This is a genomic window from Sphingobacterium sp. 18053, assembly GCF_902706145.1.
Lineage (GTDB): Bacteria > Bacteroidota > Bacteroidia > Sphingobacteriales > Sphingobacteriaceae > Sphingobacterium > Sphingobacterium paramultivorum.
On the sequence record NZ_CACSJW010000003.1, the window covers coordinates 613,398 to 631,453 of the forward strand.

An 18,056-nucleotide genomic window follows, 5' to 3' on the forward strand; every position below is an offset into this window, starting at 1 on the left:
TACTCTTATTATGAAAAAGTTATTATTTAGCAATAAAGTACATTCAAGATGGCTGATATTATTGATCGATCAGTTAATCGTAATCTGGACACTCTTTATGTCTTTATTGCTGACAAAAAAAACTGAATCTGCTGAATTGTTTTACACCAGCAATATCCTATATATAGGACTTTACAGTGTGATCTCTATTTACGTGTTTATCAACATGAGAATTCATACAGGAATCATAAGATATTCCAATACAGAAGATATCTTCCGCGTATTCATGGCAGTGCTAATAAGCAGTATTGGTTTTATGCTTATCAGTAATTTGTTTGTTGCTCCATATTTTAAACTTCCGTGGAAATGGTTTGACAAAGTACTGTTATTGAACTTTTTTATTTCTTCATCCTTGTTAATTATTTTGAGAATAGCCGTCAAACACATTTTTGGATATTTAAAAGATTTACAACCCGGAAATATAAAGGATAATATTTTAATTTATGGAACTGACAGCACCTCAATTCTGGTGAAAAAAGCATTGGATACCTGTCAGGAAACACCTATAAATGTCTTTGGTTTTATTGATGATGATCTGGATAAAATAAACAAACATATAGAACAAAAAAATGTATATCCGTCATTTTGCATAGAAACTCTTAAGAAAAAATATGCTATCAATAAAGTTTTATTAGTTGGCAACGATCTAAATATTAATGGAAAAAAGAAAGCAATTGAAAAATGTATAGAACTGGGTATTAAAGTAGTTACAGTGCCGTCTTCTGATAAATGGCTATATGGTAAATTAAGTCCTAATCAGATACAGGACTTGAAAATTGAAGATCTTTTACAACGGGAACCTATTATCCTCAAAAAGAATAATGTATCAAAAGAGATAAACGGAAAGAGAGTTTTGATTACCGGAGCAGCAGGCTCAATAGGCTCCGAAATTGTACGTCAGGTTTTAAACTATAAACCAGAGTATATCATCCTCTGCGATCAGGCAGAAACACCTTTACACGAACTTCAGCTTGAAATTCAAGATTATTATCCCGAAGGTAAAACCAAAATATTCATGGCCAACATCCAGAACAAAAGCCGAATGAAAACACTGTTTGAAGAATTTAAACCACAGATTGTTTTTCACGCAGCGGCTTATAAACATGTTCCGATGATGGAAAATAATCCTGCAGAAGCTATATTAACCAACGTATTAGGTACGAAAAACATATCCGAGCTTTCGATAGATCATGAGGTAGAAAAGTTTATTATGATTTCTACAGACAAAGCTGTAAAACCCACTAATATTATGGGAGCTTCTAAACGTCTTGCAGAAATGTATATCCAATCGCTAAATAACAATAATATATTATCAGCTTCGGAGAACGTTAGAGCAAATTTTAAGAGTTTACTTAAACCAAAAACTAAATTTATTACGACCCGTTTCGGGAATGTTATGGGGTCAAACGGATCTGTCATTCCGAGATTTAAAGCTCAGATAGAAAAGGGTGGCCCAATAACAGTTACCCATCCAGAAATAACCAGATATTTTATGACTATTCCTGAATCTGTACAATTGGTATTGGAAGCTGCAGCAATGGGAAATGGAGGTGAAATCTTTATTTTTGATATGGGAGACCCGGTTAAGATTGTTGATCTGGCAAAGAACATGATCAAACTTGCCGGCATGACGCCTGATAAGGATATCAAAATTGTTTTTACCGGACTACGCCCCGGAGAAAAGTTATATGAGGAGTTACTCCTTTTAGAAGAAGAAACTATTCCGACCCATCATCAAAAGATTAAAATATCTAAAATTATTGATTATAGCTTTAATTATGTTCATCAGGTTACAGAGGAATTATTGTGCTTAAATAGCTTGAACAATGACTATGAAATGGTAAAAAAAATGAAAGAAATTCTACCAGATTTCATCAGTAATAATTCCAAATATGAAGAGCTAGACTTTTGTGAGACTAATTAGATCAACTTTAACATTTTTTTATTATGGGCATACACGTAGGAAATATTCTAAAACAGGTTCTTCGAATGGAACGTATTGGGATTAGCGAATTATCCCGAAAGCTTAAAGTAAGTAGAAGAACAATATATAATTGGTTTGAACAAGAGAATTTGAATCTTCAAATTCTCTTAGAAGTTGGTAATATAATTGGACACGATTTCACGGCCGAACTACCGGAAACGTTAGTAAAAAACCATCGTCACGTGCTTAGTACACAAGATGCTTCTTCTGTAAAAAATACAGATGCCGATAATAATTCTGTTTATTTCTGGATGAATAAATATATTGGCTTGTTAGAAAAATATAATGATCTATTAAATCTCATTTCCGAGAACTCACCTTCAAATAAGAATTCAACAGGCAAAAATGGTTATTTTTTATTGTAAAGATGACCTGAAGCCTACCCTCCTATTGTAATCTCACCCTAACTAGCTATATCCAAAACTAAATAATTCAAAATTAGTGACCTCTCCCCGAATTTAAGAGTATTCTAAAGTAGAAAATTCTGCTGTTTTGACCTGTTTTTCGATAAACATTTCAGGTGTCATGTCCCCTAAACAGCTGTGGGGTCTGAAGGTATTGTACTCTTCCCTCCAGGTTTCAATTTTTTCCTTCGCATCTTCCAATGACAGGAACCAATGCGCGTTCAGGCACTCGTCCCGAAAACTTCCATTGAATGATTCAATATACGGATTATCTGTTGGTTTTCCTGGCCTGGAGAAAACTAATTCCACCTGATGTTCATAAGCCCATCTATCGACCTCCTTGGAAATAAATTCCGATCCGTTATCCACTTGGATTTTTCTGGGTATTGCCTGTTGGAATAGTCGGAGCCCTTCCAAAACAGAAACAACATCACTTCCTTTAAGCCCCTGTCCAACCGCAATAGCCATGCATTTACGGCTATAGTTATCCACTATAGTTAAGCAGCGGATTTTCCTGCCATCGAACAGCGCATCAGCGACAAAGTCCATACTCCAGCAGTCATGTAAATTGGAAAAAACCGGTCTCTCGGATCGATGAGCGGCGGCGCGGCAGCGTCTGGGCCTTTTCACCCGTAGATTTAAGCCTTCTTCTTTATAAATTCGATAAATCCGTTTTGGATTATCCCGCCAGCCTTCACGTTTCAAAAGAACGACGATCCGCTCTATGCCGTAACGGACACGTGTTTCAGCAATGCTTTTTATGCGAAGACGTAATGGACTGTCATCTGGTCTATGGTGTTTATAATACCAAACTGAGGTGCTCAGCAGAGATACCTCGCACGCTCTGCGTAGGGAAATTCGATAATCAGAAATGAGTCCGGTAACCATGGTTCTACGCTGCGAAGGCTTTAAAACTTTTTTTTTTAATACATCCTGGAGCATCTGTTTGTCCAGACTAAGATCGGCCACGAGCTTTTTCAGCTGTGCATTTTCTTCTTCCAATTGCCGGAGCTTACGCAGCTCCGATACCCCCAAGCCACCGTATTTCTTCTTCCAGTTGTAGAACGTAGCTTCGCTGATACCCATTTTTCTGCAGACTTCTTCCACACGGGTACCTGTCTCGGACTGTTTGATCGCAAAGGCGATCTGTGCTTCGGTAAACTTTGATTTTTTCATCGTTTTTCCTCCCTTTTAAAATTAGTAATTCAAGTCCGAATTCTCTACTTTTAAATGCTCCAGTTTTTTGGGGAGAGGTCAAACCGAAATCATCGCCGAATTAGATACAGTTCAATCTGCTGTGTTTTTTTTGAAAAGCCACCAACCTGACCTTATTTTTTCGGATATTGAACTTTTGGACGGAAATGCTTTTGAGATTTACCAGCAAGTTTATATTTCGTGTCCTATCATTTTCACCACGGCTTACGACCAATTTTGGATGGATGCTTTTGATGGCAATGGTATCGCATATTTACTGAAACCTTTCTCTAAAGAACGATTTCTAAAAGCGTGGGACAAATATCTTTTACTTGGAAATGCTACTTCAAATGAAGAAAAGGCAATCGTCAATCTAACCAAATTTTTTCAGCAAAATTTCATCCAAAAACAGTATAAAAAACGTTTTTCCATCAATACGAATCAAGGGATTTATTTCTTAGAAACAGAAAACATTTTGTTTTTTGAAGCCGATGAAGGAATTATTTTTGCTTACGATACCAAAGGTAAGAAACATCTACTTACTGAAACTACATTGAAAGAAATTGAGGAGCAACTCAACCCTTTGGACTTTTTCCGTATCAACCGAAGTGAATTTGTTCACAAACCTTACATCGAAAAGATCGAACGATATAAAAAAAATACGCTTGCTATCAAATTAAAAGAATTTGAAACTTATTTAAAAACCAGTCAAAGCAATACGGCGACATTTCGGGAATGGATTGAAAAATAAGAGCGATCGCATTTAAGTGAGCTCTTTCCTTATTCTGCTCAAGGACTGCGGCGTAATCTTGAGATAAGAAGCGATATATTGCTATGGAACCTGTTGAACGATCGCTGGGTAACGTCGTAAAAGTTCCAAGTATTTGGTTTTCGCATCGCCATAATTCAGAAAATCATTATCCTTTATTTTTTGAAGCAATGAAGCCTCACTAAAGGTTTTGAAATAAACATATAGATTTGGAATGGTCTGAAAATACCGTTCAAAAGCTGAAAAAGCTATCGTATAGATCTTGCTGGCAACAACTGCCTGAATAGCCTCTGTAGCCGGCTGCCTAGTATAGTAACTTTCAAGATTTGCGAAAAATTGGTGCTCCTTGATAAAATGCTTCGTGACATCATTGCCTGATATATCCGCACCCAGCAAACGTAAGATACCGCTTTCAACAAAGAGAATCTCAGACGCTACTTCATGGAGTTCTTCGATATAGGTACCCGCTTTTACCTGGCGTAATTTAAAACTCGCAGCAAGCAGATCAATATCGCTTGCAGCAAGTATTCCTCCAAAAGCAAGTGCAGCCCTAAGTTTTTCCATTATTTTTTACGATTTGTAGTTCCAATAGACTGTTTGCGCAGGCGATTACCGCTTCCTTGACCGGAATGGGCTTCCATCCCAGTTCTCTCTGCGCTTTACTGATATCTGTTTTCCTCCGAACCATCTCCAACAAAACCGGTTTGAGCTCGGGGCGAAATTGCGCCAGCATCCTTGTTATAAAGTTAGGAAATTCTGCTGTAGGAATTTTATGTCCCGGAAAATGATCTTTAAGGATGAGCGCAACAGCCTTGAGCGTTAAATACCCCGTGGCAGCGATATACCTATTGCCGGTTGCGTCCGGGCTTTCCATGGCCAAAATAAGGAGATCTGCTACAGAACGGACATCGACAAGATCGAAACCGATCTTAGGCAAAGCGGGATAACTCCCGTTCATCAAGGCGACAACGATCTCTGCAGAAGTACCATAATCTTTTTCGATCACCGGCCCCAAAATAGCCCCTGGACATACCGTAACCAATTCCAGCGAGCTAGCATCTTGTCTGATAAAATCCCAGGCGGCCTTCTCGGCGATGGTTTTACTTTTATAATAGGGCGTAAGATCACTCTCGCGGCTTATATCCGTCCAATCGCTTTCCGTTAAAATTTTGTTGGGTTCTTTATTTTGTCTACCATAAGCAATAGCGGCTAAAGAAGAGGTCATCACAACCCGCTTAACATTGTTGTCTACCGCGGCACTCAAAATATTTAACGTACCGTTTTTTGCAGGTACGATTAATTCATCCTCATTCTTGGGCAGTGTTGTCGGGAAAGGTGATGCAACATGCTGGATAAAGTCCACTCCTTTTGCAAGATCGTTCCAGATACTTGCATCGTTTAAATCTGCGACTGCAAAGTGCAGCTTATCCAAATGATCGGTATGTTGGCCAATCACCTCCTTTATCGATGATATGCGATCTCTGTTCCGTAGTGTACCTATCACCTCATAGCCTTTATTGAGCAATTGAATGGCCGTATGTGCACCTAAAAAACCGGTAACTCCGGTCAGTAATACTTGCTGATTTTTCATTTCCTTTTATTTATAAAGTTCGGATGATCTCATCAAGCTACCATTACCATTTGTTAAGAAATAAGGCTTTTTACATCTTTTGTGATTAGTTGCGCTACTTCACCTATCTCGGAGCAGATATAAACGGTTTTATCCATCTTTTCCAGATAAAGAGCAAACTCGTCGAGTACCTCAACGTCATTCCCGACGAGAATAAAACAGTCGAAAAGATGACCAAGGCTTCCAAGGGTTTCTATTTTTAAGCTTAATCTCTTTTGGAAAAAAATCATAACAATCATAACACATATTTTTAGAATACTTAAATGGCGCCCCGCTGACACCAAAAAACAACGGGGACACCATAGATAATCAGATTTGAAATGCATCAGCAAATCGGGCAAACGTTTCTCGTGCCGCATAAATGGCATCTGCAGCATGTTCTTCCGAAATATTTGCACGCAAAACATCAATAAAGACATTCCATTTCTGATTTGTTTCTGAACCATAGCCGGAGAAGAACGATACTCCTTCAGTGATTCCGTATTTCCCAAGCATTTGAACAATGACCATCCCGCCCATCACGGAACCCTCCATGACGTAAAGTGCACCCAGCGCCTTTGCCATACTGTCGATGGTAGGGACATGTACTTCTGGAAGTTCGTTCAGATCTCCACCTAAGTCCACGATATCCTCAGCAAGACTAACGGCATGTCGCCTTTCGGGATAATCTGCCAATATATTCGCAGTGATATATGGAGCAATGGCTTCTTCTAAATTCTTGAAATAGCTATAAAATATTTTCAACAGATCTGCGTATTCCGCATTGCTACGGATCGACTTTAATCTGGCGACAACCAATTTCTCCAATTGTTGGTGCGGTGAGGCGGTTTGATTTCTTAATTCTTCTTGTATCATCATTATTGTTTTTTATTGTAAAAGGTGATTTTTGTTCTATCATTCTACACCGCCACCCAGACTGCGATACAGGTCGGCAATGGCAGACAGCTCCTGACGTCGGACAGATGCGAGGTCAAGTTCGCTCTGCAATACATTAACCTGTGCTGTAATCACTTCGAGATAGTTTGCCATGCCATTCACGAAAAGGGTATTGGCATTTGCTGTTGCCTGCTGCAGTGTATTGACACGTTGGGCTGTAATGTACTGCTGCTGTTTCAGCTTCTCGATCTTTACTATGGCATCGGAGACCTCTCCAACCGCTCCCAAGACTGTTTTTTGAAATGCAACAATTGTTTTCTCTCGTTCAATAGCAGCTATCTTATACTGTGTGCCAAGTTCCTTATGCTGGAGTAATGGCTGTAAGATAGTTCCGCCCACAGTACCAAAGAGTGCTCCCGGAATATTGAACCAATCGCTTGCTTTCAGTGCCCCCACTCCGCCTGCGGCAGTAATTCGAAGTGCAGGATACATCTGCGCTTTGCTGATGCCTACTTTTGCATTCGCAATCACCAGGTCCAGCTCGCGGCTCCGGACATCTGGTCGTCGCCGAACCATATCAATGGGCACACCAGTAGAGAGCTGCTCCGGAAACTTAATCTCATGAAGCACAGTACGCCCCAGCTGTATACCCGGCAATTCACCAGCAAGCACATGTAGCGCATTCTCCTGCAATATGATTTCCTTTTCAAGTTGCGGGATCAGCTCCGCGACTGCCAGTCGCTGTGCCTCTGCTTGCTGAACCGCCAAATAGGTGGCCTGCCCCATTTTATACTGCACATTTGTAATACGCAAAGTACTATCATTTAATGCCATATTCGCTACTGCGACACGACGCTGCTGATCTAGCATAAGAAGATTATAATAGCCTTTTGAAACACTGATAATAAGATCGGTCTGCAAGGCTTTACGAGCCTCATCACTCTGTAAATAAGCGGCAAGCACGGCTTTGTTGGAATTACGGATCTTTCCCCATACATCGGCTTCCCAAGTCAAACTGGCTCCTAAGGAATAATCCTCGATATGATTGGCCCCTAAAAACTGACTTGCCGTCATCCCGTTGAGGCTGTAATTAGAAGGATTACTTGTATTTCCCGTTGCATTGAGACTGACAACAGGTAGATTGTTCCATTTTGACTGCCGTACAAGCAGATGTGCTGATTCGATATTTTTCAGCGCGACCTGCATGTCAAAGTTTTTCTTCAGGGTACTATCGATCATTACCTGCAACACTTTATCCGTGAAAAAACTCTTCCATGGCAGCATTGCGATACCAAGCGTATCTTTATCGGTCTCTCCACGGAAACCCGCAGGAAGTTCTGGTTTGGGCAACTGGACGTCTTTAGTGATCGCACAGCCAACCAAGGTGCCTAGTAATGCAGTGATAAGAATAATTTGACGATAGTTTTTAGTTAAATAGCTCATAAATTGTCTCTTTTATTTGTCTTAAGCTTCTATAGCATGTTGGATCGCTGGTGTTGGTTGCGTTTTCCTACCCGATATTTTCTCCTGCAGAGCCTGAAACACAACGAACAGCACCGGTATGATAAACAATCCCAGAATGACACCACTGATCATTCCCCCTGCAGCACCTATACTGATGGAATGGTTTCCCATCGCGGACGGTCCAGTGGCCCGCATCATAGGGGAAATACCAGCGACGAATGCGATTGAGGTCATAATAATAGGACGGACACGCAGTTTGGCTGCCTCTAATGCTGCCTGCAGCAATGTAAGCCCTGCATGTCTGCGCTGTACCGCAAATTCGACGATCAGGATTGCATTTTTGGCAAGTAGCCCAATCAGCATAATCAGTGCCACTTGGATATAGATATTATTGTCAATGCCTGCCATGCCGATAGCTGCAAAAACGCCAATGATACCTGTTGGAACTGAAAAAACTACGGCCAAAGGAAGTATATAGCTGTTATACTGGGCACACAGCAGGAAATAAACAAATAGTAGAGAGAGCGAAAAAATAATCACGGACTGGCCCCCGGACGAGATCTCTTCCCGAGTCATTCCCGAAAATTCATACGAGTAACCTGATGGCAATACATCAGCTGCGACTTCCCGGACAGCGAGGATAGCGTCACCGGTACTAAAGCCCGCTTTGGGCACAGCATTGACACCGATCGAGTTGAAAAGGTTATATCGTGTAATCACCTCTGGACCAAAGACTCTTTTCAAACTGACCATTGTTTTTACGGGAACCATCTTGCCAGATCTGTTCTTGACATAGACTTCGTTCATCGAAGCCGGATCTGCACGTTCCTGTTTATCGGCCTGTACCATGACCCGATAATACTTACCAAAGCGATTGAAATCGGAAACTTGCGCACTGCCGAAGAAAGATTGCATTGTTCCCAAAACATCTTTTTCATCCACCTCCAATTGTTCGATTTTTTCGTGGTCTAGAATCATCTCGTACTGTGGATAATCTGCACGGAAAGTGGTAAATGCGACAGCTATTTCTTTGCGTTTGCTCAACTCGGCAATAAATTTGTTGGCAATACCACCAAATTTATCCAGCTTGCCGCCGGCTTTGTCCTCGAGGACCAGATCCAGCGCATCCACATTGCTAAATCCAGGAACGGTAGGAAAAGAAAACACAAAGCATTGGGCTCCCTTTATTGTATTGAGCCGTTTTTGAATTTCAGCAATGTTAGCAGAGACATCGTTCATCGATCCACGCTCACCATCCTTTTTCATCCTGAAAAAGGCTACTCCGGATGACGGACTGGTGGAATTTGTCAACACATTGAAACCTGCTACTTCATTGAATGCAAATTTCGCTTTCATATCCCGCACCTTATCGGCCGCCTCATCAAGGACTGCCTGCGTCCTATTCATGGACGAACCCGGGGGAAGATTGACCGAAATTGCAATAAAACCCAAATCTTCTGACGGTATAAAACCTGTCGGAGTCCGACGAATAAGCCAGCCCGTAATTACAACAACAAGCGCTAACCCAGCGAGACTTGCCCATTTAAACTTGATCAGCTTTTTCACTGCTATAACATACTTAGCTGTTATATTTTCAAAGCCTTTATTGAAAGCGTAGAAAAAACGCTGTTTAAAATTTGTGGGCTCTTCAGCATGACCATGATTGACATCTTTCAACAATAAGGCACATAATGCGGGACTGAGGGTCAAAGCATTCAATGCAGAAATAACAATTGCAATAGCTAAAGTAAAGGCAAACTGACGGTAAAACACACCTGCGGACCCTTTCATAAAGCCAACGGGAAGAAATACTGCTGCCATAACCAAAGTAATCGAGATGATGGCACCAGTAATCTCGTGCATCGCGGACATCGTTGCTTTTTTGGCTGTCATATTTTTATTTTCCAGTTTGGAATGTACTGCCTCAACAACGACAATGGCATCGTCTACGACTATACCTATGGCCAATACGAGTGCAAATAGGGTGAGCAGGTTGATAGAGAACCCGAAGACAGACATAAAGAAAAACGTACCTATAACCGCCACGGGAACTGCAATAGCCGGAATCAGTGTGGACCGGAAATCCTGCAGGAATAGATATACGACTATAAAAACAAGAATAAAGGCTTCCAGAAGTGTATGCTCTACCTGATCAATGGATTGATCAAGCATATCCTTGGTATTGTAGAGTATCTGCTGCTTGATCCCCGGTGGAAAATCTTTTTCAGCTTTTTTCAAAAATTCGGCAACCTTCGTCTGTATTTCTCTCGAGTTGGTACCAGGCAGCTGTATGACCTGGAATAGCACACTTTTTTTATCGTGCACGGTATTTAATGAATTGTAGGTGTAACTGCCCAGTTCCACTTTGGCGACATCTTTAAGTTTGAGCATACTGCCATCTCCATTCGTTCTGATGATCATATTCCCATAGTCCTCGGGTTTAGTATACTTACCCGCATATTTGAGTACATATTCGAAAGATCTGTCGCTTGATTCACCAAACCTTCCCGGTGCCGCTTCCTGATTTTTACTTTTGACGGCGGCCATCACTTCTGTTGGTGTAATGTTGTAAGCGGCCATTTGCGCCGGATTGAGCCATATCCGCATCGAATAATCTCTATTACTGCCGTAAAAAGTGACTTGGCCAACGCCCTGTATACGTTTTAACTCCGGAATGATGTTGATCTGAGCATAATTGGTCAGATATGTTGCATCGTATAGTTCGGGCTTATCACTCATCAAATTAATCGCCATAATAAGCGAATTTTGTACCTTTTGGGTGGTAGTACCGGCCTGGACAACTTCTGGAGGAAGCAATCCCGTAGCAGATGAAACTCGATTCTGTACATTTACAGCGGCCTGGTCGGGATCTGTGCCCAGCTTGAAGTATACGGATATGATGAGTGTACCGTCGTTGCTCGAAGTGGAACTCATATAGGTCATATTTTCAACTCCATTAATGGCTTCCTCCAGCGGTGGCGCTACCGCACGCACCATCGTTTCGGCGTTGGCACCGGGATAATTGGCCGAAACCTGAACCACTGGAGGTGCTATATCCGGAAACTGTTGTATAGGTAGATCCATCAGACCTACCGCGCCAAGAATGACCAGCATGATGGAAACTACAGTAGCGATAACTGGCTTATCAATAAAAATTTTTAACATGGTATAATAGTCTTTAGCATAAGTAAAATAAGGTGACTAGTTGCTCGCCATTTTATCGGATGATATATCGGGCTTAACAGCCATTCCATCTTTAAGGGACTCCAGCCCTTTTAAAATAAGTCTGTCCCCACTAGTCAGGCCGTTGGAAATGTAATAGCTGTTTCCGGCAGCTCCGGTAACCGTTAATGCAACCTGCCGGGTTTTGTTGTGCTGGTCAACGACATAGGCAAAGAGCTTGTCCTGCATTTCGAACGTAGCTGCCTGGGGTACAGCAACTACACCATGCTGCCTCAGGCCAAGTCTAATACGGCCTGAATTGCCTGAACGAAGCAGACCTTGCCTATTGGGAAAGGTAGCCCTTAGGGTGATTGCTCCAGTAGACCTGTCGAATGCTGCATCAACCATATCAAGCCGACCCGTTACGGAATAATCAGCTCCACCAGAAAGCACCAGATTTACCGCAGCACTGTTCTTTAACTTTTCGTCGATTGAACGACCTTGCAGACCATCCTTAAAGGCGACAAAATCAGCTTCTCCAACAGAAAAATAAGCGTGAACCTCCCTATTGTCGGAAAGATAGGTCAATGACTGGGCATCGGACGGAGCAACAAGACTACCGGTTTTCTTTCCGAGACGGCCGATATAGCCACTTACGGGAGCTTTAATGGTAGTAAAATTTAAGGTGATTTTGGCATTTTCTATTTTTGCCATCGCTTTTCGTTCACCCGCTACCGCTGCGTCATAGCTAGCCTGTGCTGTTTTAAGCTGATAGTTTGATACGACCCGATTATCAACGAGCGCTTTTAGCTTTTCGACTTCAATTTTTGCGGTCTGTACTTCGGCCTGCGCTATGGATAGCTGCGCTTTCGCATCGTTATATGCTTCCCGGTATGGGCGTGAATCGATCAGGAAGAGTGCTTGGCCCTTTTCCACATAGGCACCTTCCTGAACCAAAACCCTTTCCAGGATTCCATTCACCTGGGGGCGGATCTCGACATCAGTAAGCCCCTCTAGCTGTGCAGGATATTCTGTATAAACGACCGTATCGGTCTTGTTTAGAACCAGCACTGGAACCTCAGGAACACTGGGCTCCTGAACAGGTTGATGACCTGGTTTGCAGGAAGAAAATATGATAACTGGAATTGCAATTCCGAGTAACAGATTTTTTTTCATAAAAATTTGATTTGATATAATAGAAATGTGTAAGAATATGAGTGACTGCTGAATTTCTTGAGTTATTCAGTGCTGGTAGTACGGATTAATCAGTAAGTATACGACCACGCCAGTAAAGCTGACATACAACCAGATCGGCATGGTCCACCGGGCAATCTTGCGATGCTGATTAATTCTATTGTTTAGCGCAAAAGCCATGGCTAGGAGCCCAAGAGGCACAATGACGGCTGCCAGCACAACGTGCGTGACCAAAATAAAGTAGTAAATCTCTCGCAATATGCCATCTCCTTTATAACTGGTAGAGGGCATAGAGAAATGATAAAGCAAATAAGAAAACAGGAATAAGGAGGTAAAGGAGAAGGCAAGAAATATTGAACTTCGATGCAGGAGTATGTCTTTACGACGAACTGCAAACAATGCAAATAGTAGCGAAAAGAAGGTTAAACCATTTAAAATTGCATTGAGCATGGGCAGGCTGGAATAATCACAGCCTGCTACCAAGCTTACTTTTGGCATAAAAAAAGTAAGCAGGATTAAACCATTAATAACAATGGTGAGTACCCAGATAAGTAATATAGAATTTCTGTATGGCATTATTTTATAGATATTTTGTGATTGATGACTGAGCTGGTATTCGTGCAAACATGGATAAATATTGATTTCAAGAATTAAACATACTACATGGTATGTTTTTGAATATAAAAAGGTTTTTATTGCGCATGATATTTTTTCAACATACTAATCAGTATGTTTTAATACGTAAAAATTAGATTTTAATAACTCACCAAAACATACTATAAAGTATGTTTTTATAAAAAATTTTACTTCAATGAATCGAGATATTGTCGGAATTCGCTTAAAAATGATACATAATAGGGTTTACCCAATAACTTGCCCATATTTCTGACACCATGGTATAATGTTATGATATGAAGCGCTATCTGTTTGGCATCATGCGAACGCGCTAACTGTCCTGTCTCCTGCCCCCGTATGATCTCAGCTTCGATCGCTCTCTCCCATTTATTCAACGATTTTTTCAACGCTAACCGAAATGCATCATTCAGCGGAGCCATCTCCTGAATGAGATTTACAGCCGGACAGCCATGCTCAACCGTCATAAACGGATGTTTAAAGAGAAGTTTATCCATCATTTTATAAATGTTATCTCTAAAATTTGAGCTTGATGACAGTGAATTTTGAATGTCTGGCCAAATCTCCGTATGCATAGCTTCATCTATCAACGCTATACCCATCTCTTCTTTATTTTTGAAATGATAGTAAAAGGCTCCTTTAGTCACCTGTGTTGTAGCCAGGATGTCATCAATACTTGTCGATTGAAAACCCTGCTTGTATATCAATTCCATTGCTCTTCTGAGAATATCGGATCTTGTTGCCTGTGCTTTTGACATAAACATACCAATTAGTATGTCGCAAATATACACAGCAAATGCACCACTTGTCACCCCCACTTGTCATTCTTAAGTAAAACTGAAAAATTAAAGGAAGTAGTCACTTCATCTCTATTCTTTAGCTATTAAGGGCTAACTGTATGTAAAATGTTTTTGACGGTAAAATGACCCTAGGAAAATCAAAACACTAGATTCTTTTAATATGTTTGCAAACATACTAGTTAGTATGTAATTTTATTTACCTAACACTGAAGCAGTTTTTAAGTAAGAAATTTCATCATTTAGGCATTTAGATAAAAACATACTAGTTAGTATTTTTTATAAATTAGGCAAAATAACGAGCCTTGATCTTTTATCTATTATCCATAAAAAAATGTTATGTATTACTTTTTTCTTGTTTGTCATTCAGCTATTCGATGGTTTGTCTTAGGTAGCCTAGTTTATGCCATATTCACTGCGTTCAGGGGATTGAGATTGAAAAAAAAATTCAGTACCAAGACCAATGCTGTTCGTCACTGGACTGCAACCATTGCCCATATTCAGTTATTGATCGGAATGGCACTTTATATCCAAAGCCCTATTGTCCTAGCTAAAACGACTGACGGGTTGGATTCGATGGCTAATCCGCATGTTTTCTTCAAATATATCCATATTTCGCTTGCGGTAGTGGCAATCGTGTTGATTACGATCGGCTCAGCTAAAGCCAAACGTATGCAGGAAGACCAAGCCAAATATCAAACCATGCTATGGTGGTTTTCCGCAGCATTACTTATTATACTAATTGCGATTCCATGGCCGTTTTCTCCCCTGGCAGCACGCCCCTATCTACGCTCATTCTAAATCAATTCATTATACGCTACTAATTTTCAACGTACAAATGTTAAATCAAATTTTTAAAACACAGTTGGGCCGCCTGCGGCTGCTCAGTTATCTGGAAGGTATTTCGCTCCTTATCCTTGTCTTTATTGCGGTACCACTAAAATATTGGGGACAACAGCCCATGCTGGTTAAAGCGCTTGGACCAGTCCATGGTATGCTCTTTTTATGGTTTGTTATATCAACACTTAGTGTGGGGATCGAAAGGCACTGGAAATTCAGACAAACAACTTGTAAAGTATTACTTGCCTGCCTTATCCCATTTGGTACATTTTATATCGACAGGCATATTCTTAAACCTATCATGGAGGCTAAATGAATAAGAAAACGATAATCGTAGCTAGTATAGCTTTCATAAATTTGATCATTATTTTTGTGGGATACCATATCCGACCTTCTCCTTTAAATTATGATACAGCATCCGTAAAGCTAGACTTTACTGTACCGCCCAACTTCCCCACCCCAAATGCTGCATTCGGTCAACAACAGATAACCCCAGCCGGATTCCAACTTGGAAGGCTTCTCTTTTATGATCGGGTGCTCTCCTTAAACAATTCCATTTCGTGCGCAAGCTGCCATCATGCAGCTTCAGCTTTTTCAGACGAAAATAAGGCATTGAGTCAAGGTATGAAACAATGTACGGGAACAAGAAATGCTCCGGCACTATTTAATCTTGCTTGGCAAAAGGAATTTATGTGGGATGGACGCATCAAAGAATTGCAACTATCGTCTCACAACGCTATTACCAATCCTTGTGAAATCGCAAACAGCATGGCGGGTGCAGTTGACAAACTTCGGTTGAACAGCAATTATAAGAGATTTTTTAAAGCTGCTTTTGGTTCAACAGCAATAGATTCGACAAAAATGCTGAACGCACTTGCACAGTTCATGACTATGCTGGTATCTGCTAATTCAAGGTACGACAAATATACAAGGCATGAAAATGGTGGCATCTTTACGGATACGGAGAAACAAGGGTATACTTTATTTAAAAAAAATTGCAGCGTATGCCATCAGGAGCCATTATTCACAGATATGAGTTACCGTAATAACGGACTAGACCTCATATCGCGAGACCCTGGAAAAAGTAGTTCGACCCATTTGGCAAGTGATATTGGAAAGTTTCGTGTGCCCTCGCTCCGAAATATTGAAGTCACTGCTCCCTACATGCATGATGGGAGGCTCGCGACACTGGAAGAGGTGCTAGACCATTATACTGAAGGCATAAAACAGCATTCTAATCTGGATGGGGAGTTACAACAAAATGGCAAAATAGGCATTACGCTTTCTGCTAGTGAAAGAAGCAAAATTATAGCTTTTCTAAAAACGTTAACAGACAATGACTTTTTAACCGATCCAAGATTTCAACGGCCATGAACAGATAAGATTAGGATAAATAATCTTACTATCTCAGCTTTAGTCATCTGATCTCTTTTACCATCATAGTCGATCCAACATAAATAATCATTGCCTATTTCCTGCTCGGAAAAAGGAGTTGCAATTTTGAATTTCACAATTTTTTCAAGACTTTATTTAGTTCAATTACGTTTTCTCGATATCTTGGATATTTTCGAATATTTCGAACACTATGATTTTGATTATTTACGGTACCCACTTCATCGAATTCAAAAAAGAGCTCGTCAATTAAAAGTCCGTTTAATATACACTTAGAAATATATTCCGCATTTTGTTCAAACTTTGGTATTGTTTTTAAATGGTCATGTATAATCTGCTTCGCATTGTCTTTTTGATGTTGTTCAATTGCCGTCATTGGTAACATAAGCAGAAATAAATGTTCAAACTGCTGAAGTGATAAAAGTTCATCCCAAGTTAGAAACCATGCTTCAAAATGTCCCCCCAAATTCCCAAAGTAAATGTCGTTAAGAAAAAATATAATTTCATGATCTTGAAATTCAATTAAGAAAGTTATATCTTCTACTAAATTTCCTCCGATAAATTTTAAAGATTCTCCATCTTTATCTATCGAAAAAAATTGTTCTTCCCATTCAGCTAATTTTTCTTTGTCAATTCCGATAACTTCTAGTGCTTCGTCAATGTTGATCTCGTTGATGTCATCGTACCCATTGAACCATTTAATATACGTATACCAAAAGAACGTATTGTCTTCTAAGTTGTTTAGTGTAATTTGTCTATTCATATTTAGCTACTGATATTTAAAATTGGTCCGACAAACCAATTTATTATTTTACCTCCCCTTCAGCTAATATAGTTGAAATATCTTTTGGTTAAACCCCCATAAATTTTATTATTTTATCAATCAAACTTGAGGTACTTCCGGCAGTTTGATCCCGGGCAAAAAATCCGCTTTCAAAATATCTTGTTCGATAAATTATCCTGTCTATCAGACTATCAACGAGATGCAATGCGTTAGATATGCAGTTCTATTTCTTATCCTATGCCAAGTCGACCGAGGAACAAATCTGTTAAATTTGTAAGACTGCAAATGATCAAAATCCAGATAGAATGGAACAGAGGGTTATCAAATGTAGGCTATACTGAAAAAGAAAAAATAACCAAAAAATATAAAGCTATGCAAAAGATAATTCCAAACCTTTGGTTTGACAGCAACGCACAGGAAGCCGCAGAATATTACCTATCGGTTTTCAAAGATGGAAAAATAATCAATACTACGTATTACCCGAACTCAGAAGCCGAAGGACTAGCTGATTTCCAGAAGGATTTCGCTGGGAAAGTGCTTACCGTTGAGTTTGAGATTCTGGGAATGCGCCTTATTGGGATCAATGCCGGACCGATATTCAAATTTAACGAGGCTATTTCGCTGATGATCCCCTGCAAAGATCAGGCTGAAATAGACTATTACTGGGGAGCATTTACATCGGATGGAGGACAGGAGAGCGTTTGCGGGTGGCTGAAAGACAAATACGGATTAAGTTGGCAGGTTTGTCCTGAAAATTGGGCGGACCTCAACAAAAGACCCGGCGCATTCAAAAAAATGATGGGAATGAAAAAGATCATTATTGCGGATTTCTAAACAAAGTAACGATCACTAGATTCACAGTCAGAAACCTAACCTCATTCCCAGATCATTTTT

Annotated in this window: 17 protein-coding genes; 7 read left to right on the forward strand and 10 right to left on the reverse strand. The window is 40.3% G+C overall.

All coding sequences use genetic code 11. From position 1 onward, the window contains the following. The first annotated feature begins 10 nt into the window (after positions 1-10). Both GVK91_RS09315 and GVK91_RS09320 read left to right on the forward strand, forming a co-directional pair. Positions 11-1,963 (forward strand): nucleoside-diphosphate sugar epimerase/dehydratase, encoded by a 1,953-nt coding sequence (locus tag GVK91_RS09315; RefSeq protein WP_153847663.1) that lies wholly within the window; start codon positions 11-13, stop codon positions 1,961-1,963. A 23-nt stretch (positions 1,964-1,986) separates the two neighbouring features. Beyond that, complete coding sequence (locus GVK91_RS09320; RefSeq protein WP_153847664.1) at positions 1,987-2,388, forward strand: hypothetical protein; 402 nt, start codon at positions 1,987-1,989, stop codon at positions 2,386-2,388. Between the two features lie 93 nt (positions 2,389-2,481). Here GVK91_RS09320 and GVK91_RS09325 read toward each other — a convergent pair whose 3' ends face one another. After that, positions 2,482-3,603 carry an IS3 family transposase gene (locus GVK91_RS09325; RefSeq protein WP_159728011.1) on the reverse strand — a complete coding sequence of 374 codons (1,122 nt, stop codon included), beginning with the start codon at positions 3,601-3,603 and terminating at the stop codon, positions 2,482-2,484. A gap of 67 nt (positions 3,604-3,670) precedes the next feature. Between GVK91_RS09325 and GVK91_RS09330 the strand changes: the two genes are divergently transcribed. Further along, entirely contained in the window at positions 3,671-4,372 is a 702-nt protein-coding gene (locus GVK91_RS09330) for a LytTR family DNA-binding domain-containing protein (RefSeq protein ID WP_159728131.1), read from the forward strand. Between the two features lie 81 nt (positions 4,373-4,453). Here GVK91_RS09330 and GVK91_RS09335 read toward each other — a convergent pair whose 3' ends face one another. The 8 genes from GVK91_RS09335 to GVK91_RS09375 form a co-directional block, all read right to left on the reverse strand. Beyond that, complete coding sequence (locus tag GVK91_RS09335) at positions 4,454-4,954, reverse strand: Crp/Fnr family transcriptional regulator (RefSeq protein WP_159728133.1); 501 nt, start codon at positions 4,952-4,954, stop codon at positions 4,454-4,456. After that, entirely contained in the window at positions 4,941-5,981 is a 1,041-nt protein-coding gene (locus tag GVK91_RS09340) for an aldehyde reductase (protein ID WP_153847669.1), read from the reverse strand. Before GVK91_RS09340 ends, GVK91_RS09335 begins: the two co-directional genes overlap by 14 nt. A gap of 348 nt (positions 5,982-6,329) precedes the next feature. Next, the gene (locus tag GVK91_RS09350; RefSeq protein ID WP_228280151.1) at positions 6,330-6,878 is read right to left on the reverse strand and encodes a biliverdin-producing heme oxygenase; all 549 of its coding nucleotides are present in this window, start codon (positions 6,876-6,878) and stop codon (positions 6,330-6,332) included. Positions 6,879-6,914: 36 nt separating this feature from the next. Further along, positions 6,915-8,339, reverse strand: coding sequence for an efflux transporter outer membrane subunit (locus GVK91_RS09355; RefSeq protein ID WP_159728135.1), 1,425 nt, complete (start codon positions 8,337-8,339; stop codon positions 6,915-6,917). A gap of 21 nt (positions 8,340-8,360) precedes the next feature. After that, complete coding sequence (locus GVK91_RS09360; protein ID WP_159728137.1) at positions 8,361-11,525, reverse strand: efflux RND transporter permease subunit; 3,165 nt, start codon at positions 11,523-11,525, stop codon at positions 8,361-8,363. A gap of 36 nt (positions 11,526-11,561) precedes the next feature. Continuing rightward, complete coding sequence (locus GVK91_RS09365; RefSeq protein ID WP_159728139.1) at positions 11,562-12,698, reverse strand: efflux RND transporter periplasmic adaptor subunit; 1,137 nt, start codon at positions 12,696-12,698, stop codon at positions 11,562-11,564. A 66-nt stretch (positions 12,699-12,764) separates the two neighbouring features. After that, complete coding sequence (locus GVK91_RS09370) at positions 12,765-13,292, reverse strand: DUF420 domain-containing protein (RefSeq protein WP_153847674.1); 528 nt, start codon at positions 13,290-13,292, stop codon at positions 12,765-12,767. A 227-nt stretch (positions 13,293-13,519) separates the two neighbouring features. Continuing rightward, positions 13,520-14,107, reverse strand: coding sequence for a TetR/AcrR family transcriptional regulator (locus GVK91_RS09375; RefSeq protein ID WP_159728141.1), 588 nt, complete (start codon positions 14,105-14,107; stop codon positions 13,520-13,522). A gap of 378 nt (positions 14,108-14,485) precedes the next feature. On the opposite strand from GVK91_RS09375, the gene GVK91_RS09380 reads away from it, so the two are divergent. The 3 genes from GVK91_RS09380 to GVK91_RS09390 are packed head-to-tail and all read left to right on the forward strand — an operon-like array spanning position 14,486 to position 16,360. Then, the gene (locus GVK91_RS09380; RefSeq protein WP_159728143.1) at positions 14,486-14,947 is read left to right on the forward strand and encodes a hypothetical protein; all 462 of its coding nucleotides are present in this window, start codon (positions 14,486-14,488) and stop codon (positions 14,945-14,947) included. Between the two features lie 37 nt (positions 14,948-14,984). Beyond that, positions 14,985-15,302: a DUF3817 domain-containing protein gene (locus tag GVK91_RS09385; protein WP_153847678.1), complete on the forward strand. Its 318-nt coding sequence runs from the start codon at positions 14,985-14,987 to the stop codon at positions 15,300-15,302. Continuing rightward, complete coding sequence (locus GVK91_RS09390) at positions 15,299-16,360, forward strand: cytochrome-c peroxidase (protein ID WP_153847679.1); 1,062 nt, start codon at positions 15,299-15,301, stop codon at positions 16,358-16,360. Before GVK91_RS09385 ends, GVK91_RS09390 begins: the two co-directional genes overlap by 4 nt. Positions 16,361-16,493: 133 nt before the next feature. On the opposite strand, the gene GVK91_RS09395 is transcribed toward GVK91_RS09390, so the two are convergent. Further along, positions 16,494-17,141 carry an Imm19 family immunity protein gene (locus tag GVK91_RS09395; RefSeq protein ID WP_153847680.1) on the reverse strand — a complete coding sequence of 216 codons (648 nt, stop codon included), beginning with the start codon at positions 17,139-17,141 and terminating at the stop codon, positions 16,494-16,496. Positions 17,142-17,534: 393 nt separating this feature from the next. On the opposite strand from GVK91_RS09395, the gene GVK91_RS09400 reads away from it, so the two are divergent. After that, on the forward strand, positions 17,535-17,996 hold the full coding sequence (locus GVK91_RS09400) for a VOC family protein (RefSeq protein WP_153847681.1): 462 nt from the start codon (positions 17,535-17,537) through the stop codon (positions 17,994-17,996). Positions 17,997-18,056: the final 60 nt, after the last annotated feature.

Excerpts from the sequence above, each read along its gene's own strand:
- GVK91_RS09350 (WP_228280151.1), bottom strand. The coding sequence starts at position 6,878 with ATGATGATACAAGAAGAATTAAGAAATCAAACCGCCTCACCGCACCAA.
- GVK91_RS09385 (WP_153847678.1), top strand. The coding sequence starts at position 14,985 with ATGTTAAATCAAATTTTTAAAACACAGTTGGGCCGCCTGCGGCTGCTC.
- GVK91_RS09335 (WP_159728133.1), bottom strand. The coding sequence starts at position 4,954 with ATGGAAAAACTTAGGGCTGCACTTGCTTTTGGAGGAATACTTGCTGCA.
- GVK91_RS09325 (WP_159728011.1), bottom strand. The coding sequence starts at position 3,603 with ATGAAAAAATCAAAGTTTACCGAAGCACAGATCGCCTTTGCGATCAAA.
- GVK91_RS09315 (WP_153847663.1), top strand. The coding sequence starts at position 11 with ATGAAAAAGTTATTATTTAGCAATAAAGTACATTCAAGATGGCTGATA.
- GVK91_RS09390 (WP_153847679.1), top strand. The coding sequence starts at position 15,299 with ATGAATAAGAAAACGATAATCGTAGCTAGTATAGCTTTCATAAATTTG.
- GVK91_RS09355 (WP_159728135.1), bottom strand. The coding sequence starts at position 8,339 with ATGAGCTATTTAACTAAAAACTATCGTCAAATTATTCTTATCACTGCA.
- GVK91_RS09365 (WP_159728139.1), bottom strand. The coding sequence starts at position 12,698 with ATGAAAAAAAATCTGTTACTCGGAATTGCAATTCCAGTTATCATATTT.
- GVK91_RS09380 (WP_159728143.1), top strand. The coding sequence starts at position 14,486 with ATGTATTACTTTTTTCTTGTTTGTCATTCAGCTATTCGATGGTTTGTC.
- GVK91_RS09340 (WP_153847669.1), bottom strand. The coding sequence starts at position 5,981 with ATGAAAAATCAGCAAGTATTACTGACCGGAGTTACCGGTTTTTTAGGT.
- GVK91_RS09375 (WP_159728141.1), bottom strand. The coding sequence starts at position 14,107 with ATGTCAAAAGCACAGGCAACAAGATCCGATATTCTCAGAAGAGCAATG.
- GVK91_RS09400 (WP_153847681.1), top strand. The coding sequence starts at position 17,535 with ATGCAAAAGATAATTCCAAACCTTTGGTTTGACAGCAACGCACAGGAA.
- GVK91_RS09360 (WP_159728137.1), bottom strand. The coding sequence starts at position 11,525 with ATGTTAAAAATTTTTATTGATAAGCCAGTTATCGCTACTGTAGTTTCC.
- GVK91_RS09370 (WP_153847674.1), bottom strand. The coding sequence starts at position 13,292 with ATGCCATACAGAAATTCTATATTACTTATCTGGGTACTCACCATTGTT.
- GVK91_RS09320 (WP_153847664.1), top strand. The coding sequence starts at position 1,987 with ATGGGCATACACGTAGGAAATATTCTAAAACAGGTTCTTCGAATGGAA.
- GVK91_RS09395 (WP_153847680.1), bottom strand. The coding sequence starts at position 17,141 with ATGAATAGACAAATTACACTAAACAACTTAGAAGACAATACGTTCTTT.